Genomic DNA, 20579 nt, shown 5'->3' with positions numbered 1-20579 from the left:
TTGAAATCGATTTGTAAACGATAAGTCTGACATAAATGACCGCGATGAGCACTGCAATTACGCGCCAGATTGTTCTCGATACCGAAACCACCGGTATGAACCAGATCGGGGCGCACTACGAAGGACACAAGATCATTGAGATCGGCGCCGTGGAGGTGATTAACCGCCGCCTGACCGGTAACAATTTCCACGTCTATCTCAAGCCCGATCGGCTGGTGGATCCGGAGGCGTTCGGCGTGCATGGGATCGCCGACGAATTCCTGCTGGATAAACCCACCTTTGCCGACGTGGCCGATGAATTTATGGATTACATCCGCGGCGCGGAGCTGGTGATCCATAACGCCTCGTTCGATATCGGTTTTATGGATTATGAGTTCGGTAAGCTGAACCGCGGGATCGGGAAAACCGAGACCTTCTGTAAAATCACCGACAGTCTGGCGCTGGCGCGGAAAATGTTTCCCGGCAAGCGCAACAGTCTGGATGCGCTATGTTCGCGCTACGAAATAGACAACAGCAAGCGTACGCTGCACGGGGCACTGCTCGATGCCCAGATCCTTGCCGATGTCTATCTGATGATGACCGGCGGCCAGACGTCGATGGCGTTCTCTATGGAAGGCGAAAGCCAGCAGCAGGCAGGTGAGATGGGGATTCAGCGCGTCGTTCGCGCCGCCAGTCAGTTACGGGTGGTTTATGCCTCTGATGAAGAGCTGGTGAACCATGAATCCCGCCTCGATCTGGTACAAAAGAAAGGCGGAAGCTGCCTGTGGCGTGCCTGATAACCACTAAAATGGATTAAAAGTAGGCGGTTGGGCGATTTTTGCAGCAAACGATTCAAAACGGTAGAAAAAGCGTTGACGGGGTAGAGGGGAATCCGTAATATTCGCCTCGTTCCCAACGGAACAACAACGCGGAGCGGTAGTTCAGTCGGTTAGAATACCTGCCTGTCACGCAGGGGGTCGCGGGTTCGAGTCCCGTCCGTTCCGCCACTATTCAGAAAGCCTGAATCAGCAATGATTCAGGCTTTCGTCGTTTTCGTCGCCGAATTTCAGCGCGCCTCTTGTTCCTCCTGCATACACTGCATGAATACCCGCATCGCCGGACTGATTGCCTTCCCGGTGTGATGGGCGCAGAGCGCATGGATCGTCAGCGGCGTCTCGCTGAACGGCAGCTCGACCAGCGTCCCGCGTTTGAGTTCCTCCTCTACCGCAAAGCGCGGCAGAAAACTCACCCCCAGATTGCCCGCCACGCACTGCTTGATGCTTTCAATACTCCACAGTTCGATGGTGTTCTCCATGGTAATGCCGCGCTGGCGCAGGGTACTTTCAAAAATCTGCCGGAACACGCACTGGGGCTCGTTGATGATAAAGCTCAATGGGATATGCTGCCGCGGGCGCAGGAAGTCGACCGGCGCCTGATCGACTGACGCGACCAGCGCCAGCGGCTGCGGGCCAAGTTCCATCATGGTGAGCGCATCATCGTTGCCAACCCGGTAAAACACCCCCAGGTCGACTTCGTCAGCGAGCAGCGCATCACGGATGCTGTAGCAATTGAGCGACTGCAGTGACAGGCGGACCTTCGGGGCGCGTTGCTTAAAACGCTGCAGCACCGGCGGCATTTTGTACGCCAGCAGGGTTTCACCAGTGGCGACGCGAAGTTCGCCGCCGGGTTCATCGTCCTGGCGCGCCGCCTGGCGAATCGACGCCATCACTTTGGTCAGATCGTAGACGTGCGGCAGGACATTTTTACCGGCGGCGGTGAGACACATCCGCCGGCCAATTTTCTCAAACAGCGGGATAGCAAGCTCCTGCTCAAGCTGCTGGATATGAAAGGTTACGGTGGACTGGGTGCAGCACAGTTTCTGCGAGGCGCGCAGAAAGGATCCTTCTTCGACAACCGTTTTGAAGGTGATAAAGCGTCGCAGATCCATATTTCCTCTTTATATCGACATTCTCGAATTCAGAATGAAAAAACATTCATTTTTTTAAATTATCAGCTTCGGGTACTGTCTGCCAGTCAAGAGGAGAAAACACGTGACACCTACCCTGATTAGCGCCTTTTTAACTTACACCCTGATCACCGCCCTGACGCCCGGGCCGAATAATATTCTGGCGCTGAGCAGCGTCACCGCGCACGGCCTTCGACGGAGCATGCGGGTTCTGGCCGGCATGAGCCTGGGGTTTGTGAGCATCATGCTGATTTGTGCCGGGCTGACGTGCACTCTCGTTACCCTGGATGAGGGGATAACCTCCCTGCTACGCTGGGTCGGCGCGGGGTATGTCCTGTGGCTGGCCTGGCACATTGCGCGCAGCGACCCGGCCAGCGGTGGGCAGGAGGAGCGGCCTGTCAGCTTCTGGGCCAGCCTGGGGCTGCAGTTTGTGAATGTAAAAATTATCCTGTACGGCATCACGGCCCTGTCGACCTTTGTTCTGCCGGTGACTCGCGAGCCATTCTGGCTGGTGATGATAAGCCTGTTGCTATCAGTAATAGGCGTTGCCGGCAATCTTTGCTGGGCGCTGGCCGGTCAGCTGTTTCAGCCGGTGTTCGAACGCCATGGAAGAGGGTTAAATCTGCTGCTGGCGCTGCTGCTGGTCTGGTGCGCGGTACGAATGTTTATGGAATGAATTAAGGGAGCGTAACGCTCCCCTGCGGTTATTTATCCTGCGGCAGGGCGGCTTGCCCTTCATTTACCCAGGTCATAAAGATCCGGTAACCGATGGCCAGCAGGGTGGCGCCGAGGAACATACCGAGAATGCCGTTAGAGGCCATTCCGCCAAGGGCGCCCAGCAGCACCACGGGCATTGGCGCATCGACTCCGCGCCCCAGCAGCAGTGGTTTGAGGACGTTATCGGCCATACCGGCGACGATCAGCAGGACAGTATAGAAGATATCCATTCCGGTACTGTGGGTGCCGAGACTCCACATCAGCGCGATGGCCGGGGCCGTCACCAGGATCACCGGCACCTGTGCAATGCCGAGGATCAGGGCAAGTATAAAGAAGATCCCGACGGCGGGGATGCTGGCCATCAGCATGATCACCCCGACCAGCAGCGCCTGGATCAGTGCCACCCCGATGACGCCCTGGGCGACCGCGCGGATGGTGCTGGTGCACAGGCGGGTGAGGGTCACGCCTTTATTCTCATCGGTAATACGGATGGCAATACGCTGCGCGCTGATGGCGCCCGCCGCGCCCCAGGCCATCATAATACCCGAGACGATAAACGAAATAATAAAGCCAATCAGCCCGCCGCCCATGCTGGCTAATATGCTGAGGAACTGTTTGGCAATATCGCCAATTTGCGAACGGTAATTGCTGAGCAATCCTGGCAGATCCACGGACGCCCGCATCCACAGAGCGCTAAGCCGTTCGCCAACGATCGGTAAAGAGGCAATTCGTGAAGAGGGTGGGGGAATGGTAAAGCTCTGGCTGCCCATCCGGTCGATCATCGCGCTGGCGCTTTCCGCCAGCGAGGTGATCATCAGCACTGTGGGGATAATAATCAGTAAAATACCTAACAGCACCAGCACCACCGACGCCAGCCCCTGTTTACCGGCGAAAAGCCCGGCAAAATATTGATGTAAAGGATAGAGCGCCACGGCCAGAATCAACGCCCAGAGCATCATATTGACGAAGGGAGAAAAGACGGTAAAACAGAATGAGGCCAGCGCCAGAATAAGACTGAACCGAATAAACATATCGAGAAAGCGGGTGACCAGCCGTTTTTCTATTAACTGAAGATTATTATTATCCATTTTCCATTACGCTCATAAAATATGCATACGCCAACGCTCAGCCGGGTTCAACAAAACAAGCTGGCAACAGAAAAGTCATGCGTTTACAACGCAGAAGTTAATTGAAAATGATCTCCGCCCGTTTGGTTGTGGGCCGTTTAATGAGTGTAGAACAGAAATGAAGGGCGCCTTGTAAATATTCTGCTGGGCGCGGCAAGAGGAAATTCCGCTTTCTTTTCCCGCAGAAGGGGGAAGAAAGCGGAGGGGGATTAATCCAGAGTAAAAGGATCGGCATCGCGCCAGGCGGGGAATTTTTCACGATATTCCTGGAGGGCGCTCAGCGACAGTTCGGCGTCAAGACGAGTGGCCTGATGCGGATCGGCGGTGGCGACAATCTCCCCCTGGGGACTGATAATCCGGCTATCACCGCGGTAATGATGACCGTTGCCGTCGGTGCCGACCCGGTTACAGCCGGCGACGTAGGCCTGGTTCTCAATCGCGCGGGCGACCAGCAGCGACTGCCAGTGCAGCGAGCGCGGCGCCGGCCAGTTCGCCACATACAGCGCCAAATCATAGTCGTTAAGGTTACGCGACCATACCGGAAAGCGCAGGTCGTAACAGACCAGCGGCAGGATCCGCCATCCGCGCCATTCAAAGACCACGCGCTTGTCTCCGGCCTCATAGTGATGGTGTTCATCCGCCATACGAAACAGGTGACGTTTATCATAATGATGGACCGTGCCGTCAGGCTCGACCAGCAGGAAGCGGTTAACGGCCCCGCGCTCAGTTTGCAGCGCCGCGCTGCCGGCGATCAGCGCCTGGGTTTGCGCCGCCCGGGCATGCATCCACGCTACCACCTCGGCCTCGGGTAAAGATTGTTTTGCCGCTTCCATCGCAAAGCCGGTGGTAAACATCTCAGGTAAAACAATGATATCGCGCCCGACAATCCCTTCCAGTTGGCGATCAAAATGGCGCAGGTTAGCAGGGCCGTCCATCCAGACCAGCGGTTGTTGCAACAGCGTAATTTTCAGGCCAGGCACAATGGTCAACTCCATTCTCATGAGGGGGTTAGGTTAACTGTAACACCTTATCAGCCTCGCGGCGGTCCGCGGAATATTTTGTTAAAAAAATGCTACTAACAGGAACGGCGGGGGAAGGAGAGACGAAAAAAAGGCGGGGAAAATTCCCCGCCCGGCGTGTGATGTGGTTGTTGTTTTATTATGCGGCTTCAACGTTGCGAACTTTTTCCGGCAGCTTTACCGGCTGGGTTGCCAGCTCCTCTGGCGCAAAGTCGTCAACGTTAATGCTGCGCAAGCGACTGTGCTCTGCTCGGGTCAAAATGGCGGCTTCATCCTGACTGATTAAGCCTTTCGCCAGGGCATGGGCGGCCAGTTCGTCGAGACGGGTGAACGGCAGATTTTTACCCAACTCTTTGCAGATACGCTGGTGGATAGGATCGGCCGCCATCACTTCCAGCAGCGCCTCTTCCAGCAGGCCGACCGGGTTATGCTCGCTCGGCGTCAGGTACTGACCGCGACCGATGCGGGAGCGGGTGGCGCTGGGCACCTGCAGAATTTTAGCGACTTTATGGTCCAGCTTATCCGACGGCGCATGATGATGACGACCGGTCGGGAAGATGACCAGGCGCATTGCGCCAGCCACCAGACGGTTGGGGAAGTTTTTCAGCAGATCGTCGATGGCCTGCTCGGCCTGATGCAGCGCATCCTGCACCCCCCAGTGAACCAGCGGCAGATCGGCTTCATTGCGTCCTTCATCGTCATAGCGTTTCAGCACCGCCGAGGCCAGGTACAGCTGGCTTAACACATCCCCCAGACGCGCGGAGATACGTTCGCGACGCTTGAGACTGCCCCCCAGCACCGCCATCGAGACGTCTGACAGCAGCGCCAGGTTAGCGCTCAGACGGTTCATTTGCTGATAGTAGCGGCGGGTGACGTCGCGGGTCGGCGCGCTGCTGGTGCGTCCGCCGGTCAGGCCCAACCAGAAACTCCGTACTTTGTTACTGCCGACATGGCCGATATGTTTGAACAGCAGCTTGTCATAGGCGTTCAGGTCGTTGTTCTGCGCGGCAGCCATCTCCTCCAGCACGTACGGATGGCAGCGAATCGCACCCTGACCGAAGATCATCATGCTACGGGTCAGAATATTCGCACCTTCCACGGTGATGGCGATAGGCGCGCCCTGATATGCCCGGGCGAGGAAGTTGCCTTCGCCCAGCATAATGCCTTTCCCGCCGGTAATATCCATTGCGTCGATAATGGAGCGCTGGCCGCGGTGGGTGCAGTGATATTTCACGATCGCGGAGAGCACCGCCGGTTTCTCGCCGAGCATAATGCCGTAGGTGATCAGCGACGCCGCAGCATCCATCACATAAGCATTACCGGCAATGCGCGCCAGCGCCTCTTCAATGCCTTCCATTTTACCGATCGAGATTTTGAACTGGCGGCGAATATGGGCGTAAGCCCCGGTCGCCATAGCCACCGATTTCAGGCCGCCGGTGGAGTTGGACGGCAGCGTAATACCGCGGCCCACCGACAGACATTCAACCAGCATGCGCCAGCCCTGACCGGCCATCCCCGGCCCACCGATGATGTAATCGATCGGCACGAAGATATCTTTGCCGCGGGTTGGGCCGTTCTGGAACGGGACGTTAAGCGGGAAGTGGCGACGGCCAATTTCCACGCCCGGGGTGGAGGTCGGGATCAGCGCGCAGGTGATGCCCAGCTCTTCTTCCCCGCCCAGCAGACGATCCGGGTCAGAAAGTTTAAAGGCCAATCCCAGCACGGTGGCGATAGGCGCCAGCGTAATGTAGCGTTTGTTCCATGTCAGGCGCATACCCAGCACCTGCTGGCCCTGCCAGTCGCCCATGCAGACCACGCCGGTATCCGGGATGGCGCCGGCGTCGGAGCCCGCTTCCGGACTGGTGAGTGCGAAGCAGGGGATCTCCAGCCCGCGCGCCAGACGCGGCAGGTAATGGTTTTTCTGCTCTTCAGTACCGTAATGCTGCAGCAGCTCGCCCGGCCCCAGTGAGTTCGGGACGCCGACGGTGATCGCCAGAATGCCGGAGACGCCAGAGAGCTTCTGCAGCACCCGCGACTGGGCATAAGCGGAGAATTCAAGCCCGCCATACTCTTTCTTGATGATCATCGCGAAGAAGCGGTGTTCTTTCAGATACGCCCACAGCTCCGGCGGCAGATCGGCCATTTCGTGGGTGATGGCGAAGTCGTTAGCCATCCGGCAGGCTTCTTCCACCGGGCCGTCGAGGAAGGCTTGCTCTTCGGCGGTCAGACGCGGCTGCGGATAGTTATGCAGCTTATGCCAGTCAGGATTACCGCGAAACAGATCCCCCTCCCACCAGGTGGTCCCGGCGTCGATGGCCTCTTTTTCGGTACGCGACATCGGCGGCATGACCTTGCGGAAGGCGCGAAACGCCGGTGCGGAAATCATGGATTTACGCATAGGCGCAAAGTTAAACGGCAACAGAATGATCGCCAGCGGCAGCAGCAGCCAGATATTCCACAGACCGGCCGCGCCGAGCGCTGCGGTCCAGGCGAGCAAAATCACGCTGCTGAGCAGCAGGCTGACCCGGTGATAGAAGAGCGCACCGAGTAAAACAACGGTTGCAACAATACTCAAAATCATCATAGAGAAATGCTCCCTGTGCTTGTAGGAGGTCTGACCACTTGTGATGTATTGGTTGTAGTGCATGCCTTTTTATTTAGCAATGTGTTTACAAAATAATTACAACCTTGCTCACATTGTTGTATGCAAAAGCGGCACATAAAATCAAAAGGGCGGGGGATAACGCAGCCTGCTGCTTCTCGCTTCGGCGGCTATCCGGTACACTGCCAGGGTTATTCCACTCATACTGAAGGATTATCCTCATGTACCAGGATCTTATTCGTAACGAACTGAACGAAGCCGCGGAAACGCTGGCTAACTTTCTGCAGGACGAAGCCAATATCCATGCTATCCAGCGTGCCGCTGTCCTGCTGGCGGATAGCTTTAAGGCGGGTGGTAAAGTGCTGTCCTGCGGCAACGGCGGTTCACATTGCGATGCGATGCATTTTGCGGAAGAACTGACCGGACGTTATCGCGAAAACCGCCCGGGATATCCGGCCATTGCGATCTCCGACGTCAGCCATCTCTCCTGCGTGAGCAATGATTTTGGCTATGAGTATGTCTTCTCCCGCTACGTTGAATCCGTCGGCCGCGCGGGCGATGTGCTGCTCGGCATCTCCACCTCCGGCAACTCCGGCAACGTAATCAAGGCCATTGAGGCCGCGCGGGCGCAGGGGATGAAAGTGATCACCCTGACCGGTAAGGACGGCGGTAAAATGGCCGGTAGCGCCGATGTGGAAATTCGCGTGCCGCACTTTGGCTACGCCGACCGCATTCAGGAGATCCACATCAAAGTGATCCATATCCTGATTATGCTGATCGAAAAAGAGATGGCGAAAGGCTAACAGGCAGGTGAGTGTGTACTGTTGACGGCGGCCTCGCTTCGGCGCCGTCGTGATTTGTGATGGTGAGGTGATCTATGTGCGAACTGCTCGGGATGAGCGCCAATGTGCCAACAGATATCTGTTTTAGCTTTACCGGGCTGGTACAGCGCGGAGGCGGGACGGGGCCGCATAAAGACGGCTGGGGCATCACCTTCTATGAAGGCAAAGGCTGTCGCACATTCAAAGATCCGCAGCCGAGCTTTCAGTCGCCGATCGCGAAACTGGTCCAGGATTACCCCATTAAGTCCTGTTCCGTCGTCGCGCATATCCGCCAGGCCAATCGCGGGATGGTGGCCCTGGAGAATACTCATCCATTCACCCGCGAACTGTGGGGGCGTAACTGGACCTACGCGCACAACGGGCAGCTCAAAGGCTATAAGTCGCTGAAAACCGGCAATTTCCACCCGGTAGGTGAAACCGACAGTGAAAAGGCCTTCTGCTGGCTGCTGCACCGCTTAACCGAGCGCTACCCGCGTACGCCGGGCAATATGCTGGGAGTATTTAAGTATATCGCCACCCTGGCGGGGGAACTGCGTGAGAAAGGGGTGTTCAACATGCTGCTGTCGGACGGACGCTATGTGATGGCGTTCTGCTCGACCAACCTGCACTGGATCACCCGGCGGGCGCCGTTCGGCGTGGCAAAACTGCTGGACCAGGATGTGGAGATCGACTTTCAACGCGAGACCACACCCAACGATGTGGTCACGGTTATCGCCACGCAGCCGCTGACGGCCAATGAGACCTGGCATAAGATCATGCCAGGCGAGTGGGCGTTATTTTGTCTCGGGGAGCGAATAGTTTGAGGCCAGCTGCGGCTGGACAACCTCGTGGCTGAGCGGCTTGCTCACCACATAGCGGCCGTCGGTCACTGATACGACCGGCGGTTTGTGGGTTTGCTGGAAATAATCATAGCCAGGCTTCAGCTGTTTCCAGAAATCCGCATAGTAGGAGTATTTGTGGCGTTCCATATTGGCGTTGGTCATGCGGAACGGATAGATACTCACCTGCACGCTTGGCTGACCGAAGACTAAGGCGCCGGTCACGAACTGGAAGATCTCATCGATCCCGCTGTCGGTCATAGCGTAGCAGCCGACAGAGACGCAGTCGCCGTGGATCATCAGGTATTTCCCTTCATAACCATGGGCGCGATCGTAGGCGTTCGGGAAGCCGATATTGATCGCTTTATAGAAGCGGCTGTCGGGTTTGAGCTGGCTGCGGGTGACGTTATAGAACCCTTCCGGACTCTTGAAATCGCCCTGGCGCTGTTTCGGGCCCAGGCCTCCGGAGTAGTTGCAGATCCGATAGCTGTCGAGGAGCTGGTAGGTCTCACCCATTTTGACGTAAAGGTCGAGCATGCGCTCTTCTTTAAAGATCTCAATGTAAACCGGTGAACCCATTAATTGCTGCTTATATTCTTTGCTAACCGGCGTCGTCGGGCTGTTGCTGCTGAGCAGCCCGGCAAATGACATGCACGGCAGCAGAAGCATCGCAATAAATAATGCGATTTTGCGCATACTGCTTGTTCCTTGATAAAACAAAATAGCCACATTGCCAGGACGGCAAGAGAGACCCGAAATCAGAGTTTTCTGGATTTAGAGCGCTCACATTAGCATCACGGCATTTTTTCGCAAGGGCGACGTGGCGGCGTTTACAATTCCGCCTCACTTTATACCCTGCCAGCGACGAAAACACAGTGAGAACTTTGCGCAATAGCTCGCATTTTAGAAGCACTTATTGCCTCTCGCGCTACAGCCGACGCTCACGAAATGTTACACTTGCGCCGGTTCATCACCAGAGTAAGAAAGGATGCTTCTCTTCCGTCCTGAGCGCATCTGGCGCCGTTTCGCCCTTTCTTCTCTGCCATTCTGTCAATAAGCTGGCCCCGCCTGCGTCGGGGTTGAGGTTACGGATACCTGCTAACGATATGATTAAAATCACAAAAGGGCTGGATTTGCCCATAGCTGGCATGCCATTACAGCAGATTTCTCCCGCACCAGCGGTGAAGCGCGTCGCGCTACTCGGCGAAGAGTACGTCGGCATGCGTCCCGCCATGGCGGTCAAAGAAGGCGATCGGGTCAAAAAAGGTCAGATCCTGTTCGAAGATAAAAAGAACCCCGGCGTCTGCTTTACCGCCCCGGCGAGCGGGGTCGTCAGCGCGATCCACCGCGGTGAACGGCGCGTGTTGCAGTCGGTGGTGATTGATATCGAGGGCAATGACGCGGTGGCGTTTACGCGTTACGCCGCGGACGCGCTGGCTGAACTGCCGCGCGACACCGTGCAGCAGCAGCTGCTGGCGTCGGGCCAGTGGACCGCGCTGCGCACACGGCCATTCAGTAAAACGCCGCTCCCGGGCAGCGTGCCGGCCGCCATCTTTGTCAACGCTATGGATACCAATCCGCTGGCGGCGGAGCCGCAGCCGATTATTCTGGCCGAACGGGCCGCTTTCGACGCTGGCCTTACCGTGCTTACGCGTCTGACCGACGGGAAAGTCCATGTCTGCCAGCCCAGCGGCGGCAAGCTCGGCGGTCATCCTGTCGGCCAGGTCAGTTTTAACCAGTTCAGCGGGCCGCACCCGGCGGGGCTGCCGGGAACGCATATTCATTTCCTCGAGCCGGTGAGCCTGAATAAGCAGGTCTGGCACCTCAATTATCAGGACGCGATCGCCATTGGTAAGCTTTTCCTCGACGGGGAGCTCTACTGCGAACGGGTGATCGCGCTCGGCGGCCCGCAGGTGATATCGCCGCGACTGGTCAAGACGACGCTGGGCGCCAGCCTGGACGATCTGCTGGCAGGGGAGTTGCAGGAGGGGGAAAACCGGGTCATTTCCGGCTCGGTGCTCAGCGGCACCCGCGCCCATGGCCCCCACGCCTTCCTCGGGCGCTTCCATCTGCAGGTGAGCGTGGTTAAAGAAGGGCGGGAAAAAGAGCTCTTCGGCTGGGTGATGCCGGGCAAAGAGAAATTCTCGATTACCCGCACCACGCTGGGCCATTTCTTCAGGCGCAAGCGCTTTCATTTCTCTACCGATACCCACGGCGGCGAGCGGGCGATGGTGCCGATCGGCAACTACGAGCGGGTGATGCCGCTGGATATCCTGCCGACCATACTGCTGCGCGATCTGCTGGCCGGGGATACCGACAGCGCTCAGGCGCTGGGCTGTCTGGAGCTGGATGAAGAAGATCTGGCGCTGTGCACCTACGTCTGCCCCGGTAAGTATGAATATGGCCCTGCGCTGCGCAGCGTATTAACCCGGATTGAGCAGGAAGGATAAGAGATGGGCTTAAAGCATCTGATTGAAAAAATTGAGCCGCATTTCACGCACGGCGGCAAGCTGGAAAAATATTACCCGCTGTATGAAGCGGCGGCGACCATCTTCTATACACCAGGCCAGGTCACCCGCGGCGCGGCGCACGTGCGCGACGCCATCGACCTCAAGCGGTTGATGATCCTCGTGTGGTTTGCCGTCTTTCCGGCGATGTTCTGGGGGATGTATAACGTCGGGCTGCAGACCATACCGGCGCTGCATAAGCTTTACGGCGCCGAACAATTGCAGCAGGCGATCGCCAATAACTGGCACTATAGCGTCGCCCAGTGGTTAGGGGTGAGCTTCAGCGCCGACGCCGGCTGGCTGAGCATGATGACCCTGGGGGCGGTCTTCTTCCTGCCGATCTATATCACCGTCTTTATCGTCGGCGGCTTCTGGGAAGTGCTGTTCGCTATCGTGCGCAAGCATGAAATCAACGAAGGCTTCTTTGTCACCTCGATTCTGTTCGCGCTGATCGTCCCGCCCACGCTGCCGCTGTGGCAGGCGGCGCTGGGGATCTCCTTCGGGGTGGTGATCGCTAAAGAGATTTTCGGCGGTACCGGGCGCAACTTCCTCAACCCGGCGCTGGCGGGGCGTGCGTTCCTGTTCTTCGCCTATCCGGCGCAAATCTCCGGCGACCTGGTGTGGACGGCGGCAGACGGTTTTTCCGGCGCTACGCCGCTCTCCCAGTGGGCCAGCGGCGGCGGTGAAGCGCTGGTTAACGTCGCTACCGGCATCCCGGTGAGCTGGATGGACGCCTTCCTCGGCAATATTCCGGGCTCGATTGGCGAAGTCTCCACGCTAATGATCCTGATCGGCGGCGCGATCATCCTCTTTGGCCGCGTCGCGTCCTGGCGCATCGTCGCCGGGGTGATGATCGGTATGGTCGCCACCGCTACCCTGTTTAACGTTATCGGCTCCGACACCAACCCGATGTTCGCTATGCCATGGTACTGGCATCTGGTACTCGGCGGCTTCGCCTTCGGCATGATGTTTATGGCGACGGACCCGGTATCCGCCTCGTTTACCGATAAAGGGAAATGGAGTTACGGCGTGCTGATCGGCGTGATGTGCGTGCTGATCCGCGTGGTGAACCCGGCTTATCCGGAAGGGATGATGCTGGCGATCCTCTTCGCCAACCTCTTCGCACCGCTGTTCGATTACCTGGTGGTGCAGGCCAATATTAAGCGGAGGAAGTCGCGTGGCTGAGAAGAAAAGTAACGATAGCATCGGCAAAACGCTGCTGGTGGTGCTGGTGCTTTGTCTGGTCTGCTCCATCGTGGTAGCGGGCTCGGCCGTGGGGCTGAAATCCCGCCAGCAGGCGCAGCGGGCGCTGGATAAGCAGCGTAATATCCTGGCGGTGTCCGGCCTGATGCAGCCCGGCATGGATGCTGATGCGGTCGCCGACACCTTCGCGGCGCGCATTTCGCCGCGACTGGTGAATCTGGCGACCGGCGAGCTGCTGGAGAAAGACCCGGCAAAATTCAATCAGGCCCAGGCGCTGAAGGATCCGCAGCAGAGTATGGCGCTGGATGCCAGCCAGGATCCGGCGGGGATTAAACGCCGCAGCAATCTGGCGGAAATCTACCTGGTGCGCGACGCGCAGCAGAAGATTGAGCAGGTGGTGTTGCCCATTTATGGCAATGGCCTGTGGTCGATGATGTACGCCTTCGTGGCGCTGGACGTCGATGGCCGCACGGTGAAAGGCATTACCTACTATGACCAGGGGGAGACCCCGGGGCTGGGCGGCGAAGTGGAGAACCCGAACTGGCGCCAGCAGTTTGTCGGCAAGCAGGTGCTGGATGACAACGGCATGCCGGCGCTGAGAGTGGTCAAAGGCGGCGCGCGCGCTGGTGACCTGCATGCGGTTGATGGCTTATCGGGCGCCACGCTGACGTCAAATGGCGTACAGCACAGCTTTGATTTCTGGATGGGTGAACTGGGCTTTGGTCCGTTCCTGAAAAAGGTGCGTGAAGGAGGGCTGAACAATGGCTGAACAGAGCGAGATGAAAGAGGTGAAGCGCGTGCTGGTGGGGCCGCTCATCGCCAATAACCCCATCGCCCTGCAGGTGCTGGGCGTCTGCTCCGCGTTGGCGGTCACCACTAAGCTGGAAACCGCCTTCGTGATGACCATTGCGGTGACCCTGGTGACGGCGTTCTCCAGCATGTTTATCTCGATGATCCGCCACCACATTCCCAACAGCGTGCGCATCATCGTGCAGATGGCGATCATCGCCTCGCTGGTTATCGTGGTGGATCAGCTACTGCGGGCTTTCGCCTATGAGACTTCCAAGCAGCTGTCGGTATTCGTCGGGCTTATCATCACCAACTGCATCGTGATGGGGCGCGCTGAAGCTTACGCCATGAAGTCGCCGCCGCTGGCCAGCTTTATGGACGGTATCGGCAACGGTCTCGGCTACGGCGCGATCCTGATTATCGTCGGCTTCCTGCGCGAGCTTATCGGCAGCGGCAAGCTGTTCGGTATCACAGTGCTGGAGACGGTGCAGAACGGCGGCTGGTATCAGCCGAACGGCCTGTTCCTGCTGGCGCCGAGCGCGTTCTTCATTATCGGTTTACTGATTTGGGCCCTGCGTAGCTGGAAGCCTGAACAGCAGGAAAAGGAGTAATCGATGATGGCTCATTACATTAGCCTGTTTGTCCGCGCGGTGTTTGTTGAGAACATGGCGCTGGCCTTTTTCCTCGGGATGTGTACCTTCCTCGCGGTGTCGAAAAAGGTCTCCACCGCCTTCGGCCTCGGCGTTGCGGTGACGGTGGTGCTGGGTCTTGCCGTACCGATCAACAACCTGGTGTATAACCTGGTGCTGCGCGACGGCGCGCTGGTGGAAGGGGTAGACCTCAGCTTCCTGAACTTCATCACCTTTATCGGGGTGATCGCCGCGCTGGTACAGATCCTCGAGATGATCCTCGATAAGTACTTCCCGGCGCTATACAACGCGCTGGGGATCTTCCTGCCGCTGATTGCGGTTAACTGCGCGATTTTCGGCGGTGTGTCGTTCATGGTGCAGCGTGATTACAACTTCCCGGAATCCATCGTTTACGGCTTCGGCTCCGGCATCGGCTGGATGCTGGCGATCGTGGCGATGGCGGGGATCCGCGAAAAGATGAAGTACGCCAACGTGCCTGCCGGTTTGCGCGGGTTAGGGATCACCTTTATCACTACCGGGTTGATGGCGCTGGGCTTTATGTCCTTCTCCGGCGTGCAGCTATAAGGGCGAATAAGTATGGAAATTATTCTTGGCGTCGTGATGTTCACGCTGATTGTGCTGGTGCTGTCGGGGCTTATCCTGGCAGCGCGCTCAAAGCTGGTGAACGCGGGCGACGTGGTTATTGAGATCAATAACGAAGCGGATAAGCAGATCCGTACCCCGGCGGGGGATAAGCTGCTGAACACGCTGTCCAGCAACGGGATTTTTGTCTCCTCCGCCTGCGGCGGCGGCGGCTCCTGCGGCCAGTGTCGGGTGACTATCAAAGAGGGTGGCGGCGATATCCTGCCGACCGAGCTTTCGCATATTACCAAACGCGAAGCCAAAGCCGGCTGCCGTCTGGCCTGCCAGGTCGCGGTGAAGCAAAACATGAAGATTGAGCTACCGGAAGAAATCTTCGGCGTCAAAAAATGGGAATGCGAAGTTATCTCCAATGATAACAAAGCCACTTTCATTAAAGAGCTCAAGCTGCGGATCCCCGAGGGGGAGGTGGTGCCGTTCCGCGCCGGGGGCTATATTCAGATCGAATGCCCACCGCATAAAGTGGCCTATGCTGACTTCGATGTCCCGGATGAATACCGCTCGGACTGGGACAAGTTCAACCTGTTCCGCTACGTCTCTGAGGTGAAAGAGCCGACCCTGCGCGCCTACTCGATGGCTAACTATCCGGAAGAGAAGGGCATCATTATGCTCAACGTGCGCATTGCGACGCCGCCGCCGAAGGTGCCGGATGCCCCGCCGGGGATCATGTCGTCCTATATCTGGTCGCTGAAGCCGGGCGATAAGGTGACGATTTCGGGGCCGTTCGGCGAGTTCTTTGCCAAAGAGACCGACGCCGAGATGGTGTTTATCGGCGGCGGCGCCGGGATGGCGCCGATGCGTTCGCATATTTTCGACCAGCTCAAGCGCCTGCACAGCACACGCAAAATCAGCTTCTGGTACGGAGCGCGCTCGCTGCGCGAGATGTTCTACGATGATGAGTTTGAACAGCTGGCGCGGGATAACCCGAACTTTACCTTCCACGTTGCGCTCTCCGATCCGCTGCCGGAAGATAACTGGACGGGGCATACCGGCTTTATCCATAACGTTCTGTACGAGAACTATCTGCGCGATCATCCGGCGCCGGAAGACTGCGAGTTCTACATGTGCGGGCCGCCGGTAATGAATGCCGCGGTGATTAAGATGCTGAAGGATCTGGGCGTCGAGGACGAGAATATTCTGCTCGACGACTTTGGAGGCTGACGATGCTGACGGTGTTTGTCGCAACCTTTGTGATTTTTGCGCTGGTGATCCTCGGGATGTCGCTGGGCTACCTGGTGAAGCGCAAGAGCATTCAGGGCAGCTGCGGCGGGATCTCCTCGCTGGGACTGGAGAAAGTCTGCGATTGTCCTGAGCCCTGCGACGCGCGTAAGAAACGTCTCGCCCGCGAGGCGCAGCGCCAGCAGCGGCGCATTTTGTAATCTGTGAGGTTTCCGGGCAGATTACGCTCCCGATATTTCTTTTGCGTGATGCCACTCATGGCGCAGGGAGCGCACCGGGGGCGGCCAGTCGCCGCCGCCCCCGGGCTCCGGCCAGCACCGGCAGTTTCAACTGCCCCAGGCCCGGCGGTGAGTTAACAGCCAGTCCTGGAAGGGTAGGCCGGGTAAGGCGTAGCCGCCACCCGGCAACAACATGCCAGCAACGTTAGGCCGCTTTCGCGGCCTTTTTTAGCCATTGACTCCCTTACTGCCAGCTTTTCGCCTGCGCCGGGGAATCGACCATCACGCCGTCAGCGCCCAGCTCTTTCGCCGTGCGGTAATCTTCCGCACTGTTGATGCCGAAGAAGATAATGTGCGCTTTACCCTGCGAGCGGAAGCAATCCATCGCCTCTTTATCCCAGGTGAGCGTCGCCGGGGAGACCCCTACCCCAAGGGTGAATTTCTCCACCACCTCTACCTTGCGCTTCAGCTCCAGCCCATACCACTGCTCGCCTTCGCGCTGGCTGGCAGGTTGGCACTGATGGCTGAGCGAAATGCTGGCAAGTCTGGTGCGGGTTTCGCTGCGGGTGACGAAGCGGGGAATAGCCGGCGGCAGCGCGGCGATATAGCGGTCTTCGGTGGAATAGACCCGCACGCGATCGAGGCTGTGCGTAGCTTTTAACACCGCAAGCAGGCGCTCGCCCATCACGGTCGGGTCGGCATCCGGAGATTTAATGTCGATGTAGAAGAACGTGTGCGGCCATTGCTGCAAAACGGCTTGCAGCGTGGGAATGGTGGCCTGCCTACCGCGCCAGGGGTGGCTGTCATCACCCCATTTCCAGCCGGCATCGACTTTCGCCAGCTCGGCGGCGGTCAAACTGGAAATGTTGCCCTCGCTATTGGTCAATGCGGAAAGATCGCTTGACCGGTAGAGCACCGGCACGCCGTCGTGGCTTAACTGCACCGTGACCCAGATGGCCTCGGCGTTATTCTCCAGCGCCAGCTTAATGGCCGGCAGGGTATTTTCTGGCGCATCGCCGGTGCCGCCGCGATGGGCAATCAGCTGCGGGGCGGCCCAGGCGCCGGCGGAGGCCAGCAGGCAAAGTGCGGTAAGTATTTTCTTCATGATTATATCTTCCAGATTTATCGATTAACTTTATGAAAATAAACATAATTTATTGCATTTTTATGTTTTAACCGCTTTTCTGGGCGATGAAATAAAAAAAGCATAAAATTCGCAGCGAGTTTTGCTATGCTGTATGGGTATACAGTGTTGAGTCTGACGATGCGTAAAATTATCCATGTCGATATGGACTGTTTCTTTGCGGCGGTGGAGATGCGCGACAACCCGGCGTTGCGCGATATACCTCTCGCGATAGGCGGCAGTCGGGTACAGCGTGGCGTGATTAGTACCGCGAACTATCCTGCGCGTAAGTTTGGCGTGCGTAGCGCCATGCCGACGGCGACGGCGCTCAAGCTGTGCCCGCATCTCACGCTGCTTCCCGGCCGCTTTGATGCCTACAAAGAAGCCTCGAACCATATCCGCGAAATTTTCTCCCGCTATACCTCGCGCATTGAGCCGCTGTCGCTGGATGAAGCCTATCTTGATGTCAGCGACAGCGTGCATTGTCACGGGTCGGCCACCCTGATCGCCCAGGAGATCCGCGAAACCATCGAACGGGAGCTGCGCCTCACCGCCTCGGCGGGGGTAGCGCCGGTAAAGTTTCTTGCCAAAATCGCCTCCGACATGAATAAACCCAACGGCCAGTTCGTTATCGCTCCCCATCAGATGGCTGAGTTTGTACGGGCGCTGCCGCTGGCGAAAATACCCGGCGTCGGGAAGGTATCGGCGGCGAAGCTGGAAAATATGGGCCTGCGTACCTGTGGCGATGTGCAGAACAGCGATCTGGCCATGCTGCTTAAGCGCTTCGGTAAATTCGGCCGTATTTTGTGGGAGCGCAGCCACGGGATTGATGAGCGGGAAATCCATAACGACCGGCAGCGCAAGTCGGTGGGGGTGGAGCGGACGTTAGCGGAAGATATCCATGAATGGTCAGAGTGCGAAGCGATTATCGAAAATCTCTATCCCGAACTGGAGCGCCGGCTGGCGAAGGTCAAACCGGACCTGCTGATCGCCCGTCAGGGTATTAAACTGAAATTCAATGACTTCCAGCTGACCACCCAGGAGCACGTCTGGCCGCAGCTGAACAAAGCGGATCTGATTGCCACCGCGCACAAGACCTGGGATGAGCGCCGCGGCGGACGTGGCGTGCGCCTGGTTGGGCTCCACGTGACGCTGCTCGATCCGCAGCTGGAAAGGCAGCTTTTATTAGGGATTTAACCATGCACATTCGTCCTTACCGCGACAACGATTTACCACTGCTCTGTCGGATATTCCTGCGCGCGGTGCGGGAAACGGCCTGCCGGGACTATACTCCGGCGCAGATTGCGGCCTGGGCGCAGGTGGATGAGACGCGCTGGCGGCAAAAGCTGGCTGATGCAAACGGGCTGGTGGCGGAGATAGAGAGTCAACCGGTTGGCTTTATCACCGCTATCGGGACGCATATCGATTTGCTCTTTGTCTCGCCGGATCACGGCCGGCAGGGTATCGGCGGCGCGCTTATCGAGGCGCTCTGCGCTCAGTATCCTGCGCAAATCCTGACGGTGGACGCCAGTATTACCGCGAGACCCTGTTTTACGGCCCATGGCTTTAAGGTGGTGGCTGAGCAGCGGGTGGCGGCGCGCGGGGAGTGGTTTATTAACTACCGGATGGAAAGCGCGGGACGCTAAGGTGAGGGGGAGAAACCGGCGGCGGGCTGCCGCCGGTGGTGGTGCTTATTTAGCCGGAATGGCTTTCAGCAGCTCGGTCAGCAGCGTCCAGTACTGGCCGACGCTCTCGATATGGACCTGCTCATCCGGGGAGTGCGGACCGGTAATGGTTGGCCCGATGGAGACCATGTCCATCTCCGGATACGGTTTTTTGAACAGGCCGCATTCCAGACCGGCGTGGATGATCTGGATGTTCGGCGTCTTGTTGAACAGACGCTGGTAAGTCTCGCGCACCAGGTGCATCACCGGCGAGTTGGCGTCCGGCTGCCAGCCAGGGTAAGCGCCTTTGGCTTCGGTTTTCGCCCCCGCCAGTTTACCCAGAGATTCCAGCATGCTGACCACATAGTCTTTGCCGCTGTCGATCAGCGAGCGGATCAGGCAGTGGATCTGCACATTGTCATCGGTCATGGTGACGACGCCGACGTTCAGCGAGGTTTCTACTACGCCTTTCGCCACGTCAGAGTTGCGGATAACCCCGTTCGGCGTGGCATTCAGCAGGCGGATGAAACCGTCGCGGGAGGCCTGAGTCAGCGCCGCTTTGTCGTTCTCTACCGCTTCCAGGAGCACCGCCAGGTTCTTCTCTTTGGCCGCCAACTCGTTTTGCAGCAGCGCCTGGTAAGTATTCACCAGCGCTTTCAGCGCATCGGCTTTATCCGCGGCGACGGCGACAGTAGCGTACGCTTCACGCGGGATGGCGTTGCGCAACGTACCGCCGTTGAAATCAACCAGACGCAGATCCAGCTCATCGGCGTGGCCTGCAAGGAAGCGCGACAGCAGCTTGTTGGCGTTACCCAGACCGAGATGGATGTCACCGCCGGAGTGGCCGCCCTTCAGCCCTTTTAAGGTGACTTTAAAGCTCTGGAAACCGGCCGGAATCGCTTCGCGGGTCAGCGCCAGGTTAGAGGTGAAATCGATCCCGCCGGCGCAACCCATATAGATTTCGCCTTCTTCTTCGGAGTCGGTGTTGATCAGGATATCGGCCTGCAGCCAGTTGGCCTGCAGACCGAAGGCGCCGTCCATACCGGCTTCTTCGGTCATGGTCAGCAGCACTTCCAGCGGGCCGTGAGCGACGCTGTCGTCGGCCAGTACCGCCAGTGCGGACGCCATCCCGATACCGTTGTCCGCGCCCAGCGTGGTGCCGCGCGCTTTCACCCATTCGCCGTCAATGTACGGCTGGATCGGATCTTTGGCGAAGTCGTGGACGGTGTCGTTATTTTTCTGCGGCACCATATCGAGGTGCGCCTGCAGCGCTACCGGCTTACGGTTTTCCATACCGGCAGTCGCGCCTTTACGAATCAGAATGTTGCCAACCTGGTCGCGTTCCGCGTGTAAGCCTTTTTCTTTTGCCCAACCCATAATGTGCTCGGCGAGCTGTTCTTCGTGATAGGACGGGTGCGGGATGGAGCAAATCTTGGCGAAAATATCCCAAAGCGGCTGCGGGGATAGTTGAGACAGTTCAGACACGGTAAGTCTCCTTACAGACTCCTGCATACAGCGGTTGCAGGACGAGGGTTAG

Annotated in this window: 20 protein-coding genes and 1 tRNA gene; 14 read left to right on the top strand and 7 right to left on the bottom strand. The window is 58.0% G+C overall.

Translation table 11 applies throughout. The annotated features are described in order from the left end of the window. Positions 1-44: 44 nt before the first annotated feature. Positions 45-776: a DNA polymerase III subunit epsilon gene (gene dnaQ, locus ABLV52_RS12810; protein WP_004204621.1), complete on the top strand. Its 732-nt coding sequence runs from the start codon at positions 45-47 to the stop codon at positions 774-776. A 133-nt stretch (positions 777-909) separates the two neighbouring features. Further along, a tRNA-Asp gene (locus ABLV52_RS12805) sits at positions 910-986 on the top strand. A gap of 59 nt (positions 987-1045) precedes the next feature. Here the strand turns inward: ABLV52_RS12805 and ABLV52_RS12800 are convergent. After that, positions 1046-1927: a LysR family transcriptional regulator gene (locus tag ABLV52_RS12800; RefSeq protein WP_065813146.1), complete on the bottom strand. Its 882-nt coding sequence runs from the start codon at positions 1925-1927 to the stop codon at positions 1046-1048. Positions 1928-2030: 103 nt separating this feature from the next. Here ABLV52_RS12800 and eamB point away from each other — a divergent pair, with 103 nt between their 5' ends. After that, on the top strand, positions 2031-2621 hold the full coding sequence (eamB, locus tag ABLV52_RS12795) for a cysteine/O-acetylserine transporter (protein ID WP_348890463.1): 591 nt from the start codon (positions 2031-2033) through the stop codon (positions 2619-2621). A gap of 28 nt (positions 2622-2649) precedes the next feature. On the opposite strand, the gene ABLV52_RS12790 is transcribed toward eamB, so the two are convergent. From ABLV52_RS12790 to fadE, 3 genes are all read right to left on the bottom strand, one after another. Next, complete coding sequence (locus ABLV52_RS12790; RefSeq protein WP_348890462.1) at positions 2650-3750, bottom strand: AI-2E family transporter; 1101 nt, start codon at positions 3748-3750, stop codon at positions 2650-2652. A 248-nt stretch (positions 3751-3998) separates the two neighbouring features. Continuing rightward, entirely contained in the window at positions 3999-4769 is a 771-nt protein-coding gene (locus ABLV52_RS12785) for an amidohydrolase (RefSeq protein ID WP_023288501.1), read from the bottom strand. 178 nt (positions 4770-4947) lie between these two features. Next, complete coding sequence (gene fadE / locus ABLV52_RS12780; RefSeq protein ID WP_032453035.1) at positions 4948-7392, bottom strand: acyl-CoA dehydrogenase FadE; 2445 nt, start codon at positions 7390-7392, stop codon at positions 4948-4950. A 239-nt stretch (positions 7393-7631) separates the two neighbouring features. Here fadE and lpcA point away from each other — a divergent pair, with 239 nt between their 5' ends. Together lpcA and ABLV52_RS12770 are read left to right on the top strand one after the other, a co-directional pair. Beyond that, positions 7632-8213 carry a D-sedoheptulose 7-phosphate isomerase gene (lpcA, locus tag ABLV52_RS12775; protein WP_004145825.1) on the top strand — a complete coding sequence of 194 codons (582 nt, stop codon included), beginning with the start codon at positions 7632-7634 and terminating at the stop codon, positions 8211-8213. A gap of 74 nt (positions 8214-8287) precedes the next feature. Further along, entirely contained in the window at positions 8288-9055 is a 768-nt protein-coding gene (locus ABLV52_RS12770) for a class II glutamine amidotransferase (RefSeq protein WP_004204630.1), read from the top strand. Here the strand turns inward: ABLV52_RS12770 and dpaA are convergent. Beyond that, positions 9026-9766, bottom strand: a complete 741-nt coding sequence (gene dpaA / locus ABLV52_RS12765; protein ID WP_348890461.1) for a peptidoglycan meso-diaminopimelic acid protein amidase — start codon at positions 9764-9766, stop codon at positions 9026-9028. The two genes, ABLV52_RS12770 and dpaA, sit on opposite strands and share 30 nt — an antisense overlap. A 410-nt stretch (positions 9767-10176) precedes the next feature. On the opposite strand from dpaA, the gene ABLV52_RS12760 reads away from it, so the two are divergent. From ABLV52_RS12760 to nqrM, 7 genes are read left to right on the top strand one after another with little or no spacing between them, the layout of a single operon-like run. Next, positions 10177-11520, top strand: coding sequence for a Na(+)-translocating NADH-quinone reductase subunit A (locus ABLV52_RS12760; protein ID WP_032453036.1), 1344 nt, complete (start codon positions 10177-10179; stop codon positions 11518-11520). Between the two features lie 3 nt (positions 11521-11523). Further along, positions 11524-12762: an NADH:ubiquinone reductase (Na(+)-transporting) subunit B gene (locus ABLV52_RS12755; RefSeq protein WP_023288505.1), complete on the top strand. Its 1239-nt coding sequence runs from the start codon at positions 11524-11526 to the stop codon at positions 12760-12762. Then, positions 12755-13549 (top strand): Na(+)-translocating NADH-quinone reductase subunit C, encoded by a 795-nt coding sequence (locus tag ABLV52_RS12750; protein ID WP_032453038.1) that lies wholly within the window; start codon positions 12755-12757, stop codon positions 13547-13549. Before ABLV52_RS12755 ends, ABLV52_RS12750 begins: the two co-directional genes overlap by 8 nt. Then, a complete protein-coding gene (locus tag ABLV52_RS12745; RefSeq protein WP_023288507.1) occupies positions 13542-14180 on the top strand; it encodes an NADH:ubiquinone reductase (Na(+)-transporting) subunit D in 639 nt (212 codons plus the stop codon). Before ABLV52_RS12750 ends, ABLV52_RS12745 begins: the two co-directional genes overlap by 8 nt. A 6-nt stretch (positions 14181-14186) precedes the next feature. Then, positions 14187-14783 (top strand): NADH:ubiquinone reductase (Na(+)-transporting) subunit E, encoded by a 597-nt coding sequence (gene nqrE / locus ABLV52_RS12740; protein WP_004177335.1) that lies wholly within the window; start codon positions 14187-14189, stop codon positions 14781-14783. Positions 14784-14795: 12 nt separating this feature from the next. Next, positions 14796-16019, top strand: coding sequence for an NADH:ubiquinone reductase (Na(+)-transporting) subunit F (gene nqrF / locus ABLV52_RS12735; protein WP_004204637.1), 1224 nt, complete (start codon positions 14796-14798; stop codon positions 16017-16019). A gap of 2 nt (positions 16020-16021) precedes the next feature. Further along, positions 16022-16237, top strand: coding sequence for a (Na+)-NQR maturation NqrM (gene nqrM / locus ABLV52_RS12730; RefSeq protein ID WP_004204638.1), 216 nt, complete (start codon positions 16022-16024; stop codon positions 16235-16237). A 262-nt stretch (positions 16238-16499) separates the two neighbouring features. Here nqrM and ABLV52_RS12725 read toward each other — a convergent pair whose 3' ends face one another. Beyond that, positions 16500-17360, bottom strand: coding sequence for a glycerophosphodiester phosphodiesterase family protein (locus ABLV52_RS12725; protein WP_117135889.1), 861 nt, complete (start codon positions 17358-17360; stop codon positions 16500-16502). A 159-nt stretch (positions 17361-17519) separates the two neighbouring features. Here ABLV52_RS12725 and dinB point away from each other — a divergent pair, with 159 nt between their 5' ends. After that, positions 17520-18575 carry a DNA polymerase IV gene (gene dinB, locus ABLV52_RS12720; protein WP_348890460.1) on the top strand — a complete coding sequence of 352 codons (1056 nt, stop codon included), beginning with the start codon at positions 17520-17522 and terminating at the stop codon, positions 18573-18575. A 2-nt stretch (positions 18576-18577) separates the two neighbouring features. Further along, the gene (locus ABLV52_RS12715; protein ID WP_044521129.1) at positions 18578-19024 is read left to right on the top strand and encodes a GNAT family N-acetyltransferase; all 447 of its coding nucleotides are present in this window, start codon (positions 18578-18580) and stop codon (positions 19022-19024) included. Positions 19025-19069: 45 nt separating this feature from the next. On the opposite strand, the gene pepD is transcribed toward ABLV52_RS12715, so the two are convergent. Beyond that, on the bottom strand, positions 19070-20527 hold the full coding sequence (gene pepD, locus ABLV52_RS12710) for a cytosol nonspecific dipeptidase (protein ID WP_023288511.1): 1458 nt from the start codon (positions 20525-20527) through the stop codon (positions 19070-19072). Positions 20528-20579 lie beyond the last annotated feature (52 nt).

The organism is Klebsiella sp. GB_Kp056, from assembly GCF_040064755.1.
Classification (GTDB): domain Bacteria; phylum Pseudomonadota; class Gammaproteobacteria; order Enterobacterales; family Enterobacteriaceae; genus Klebsiella; species Klebsiella quasipneumoniae.
The sequence above is the reverse complement of the archived record's forward strand: the minus strand, read 5'-3'. Positions and strand labels throughout refer to the sequence as shown.

Coding starts and splice junctions, on each gene's coding strand:
- ABLV52_RS12715 (WP_044521129.1), top strand. CDS start 18,578: ATGCACATTCGTCCTTACCGCGACAACGATTTACCACTGCTCTGTCGG.
- lpcA (WP_004145825.1), top strand. CDS start 7,632: ATGTACCAGGATCTTATTCGTAACGAACTGAACGAAGCCGCGGAAACG.
- nqrF (WP_004204637.1), top strand. CDS start 14,796: ATGGAAATTATTCTTGGCGTCGTGATGTTCACGCTGATTGTGCTGGTG.
- ABLV52_RS12760 (WP_032453036.1), top strand. CDS start 10,177: ATGATTAAAATCACAAAAGGGCTGGATTTGCCCATAGCTGGCATGCCA.
- ABLV52_RS12800 (WP_065813146.1), bottom strand. CDS start 1,927: ATGGATCTGCGACGCTTTATCACCTTCAAAACGGTTGTCGAAGAAGGA.
- ABLV52_RS12725 (WP_117135889.1), bottom strand. CDS start 17,360: ATGAAGAAAATACTTACCGCACTTTGCCTGCTGGCCTCCGCCGGCGCC.
- nqrM (WP_004204638.1), top strand. CDS start 16,022: ATGCTGACGGTGTTTGTCGCAACCTTTGTGATTTTTGCGCTGGTGATC.
- fadE (WP_032453035.1), bottom strand. CDS start 7,392: ATGATGATTTTGAGTATTGTTGCAACCGTTGTTTTACTCGGTGCGCTC.
- ABLV52_RS12755 (WP_023288505.1), top strand. CDS start 11,524: ATGGGCTTAAAGCATCTGATTGAAAAAATTGAGCCGCATTTCACGCAC.
- dinB (WP_348890460.1), top strand. CDS start 17,520: ATGCGTAAAATTATCCATGTCGATATGGACTGTTTCTTTGCGGCGGTG.
- dnaQ (WP_004204621.1), top strand. CDS start 45: ATGAGCACTGCAATTACGCGCCAGATTGTTCTCGATACCGAAACCACC.
- ABLV52_RS12790 (WP_348890462.1), bottom strand. CDS start 3,750: ATGGATAATAATAATCTTCAGTTAATAGAAAAACGGCTGGTCACCCGC.
- ABLV52_RS12770 (WP_004204630.1), top strand. CDS start 8,288: ATGTGCGAACTGCTCGGGATGAGCGCCAATGTGCCAACAGATATCTGT.
- ABLV52_RS12745 (WP_023288507.1), top strand. CDS start 13,542: ATGGCTGAACAGAGCGAGATGAAAGAGGTGAAGCGCGTGCTGGTGGGG.
- dpaA (WP_348890461.1), bottom strand. CDS start 9,766: ATGCGCAAAATCGCATTATTTATTGCGATGCTTCTGCTGCCGTGCATG.
- nqrE (WP_004177335.1), top strand. CDS start 14,187: ATGGCTCATTACATTAGCCTGTTTGTCCGCGCGGTGTTTGTTGAGAAC.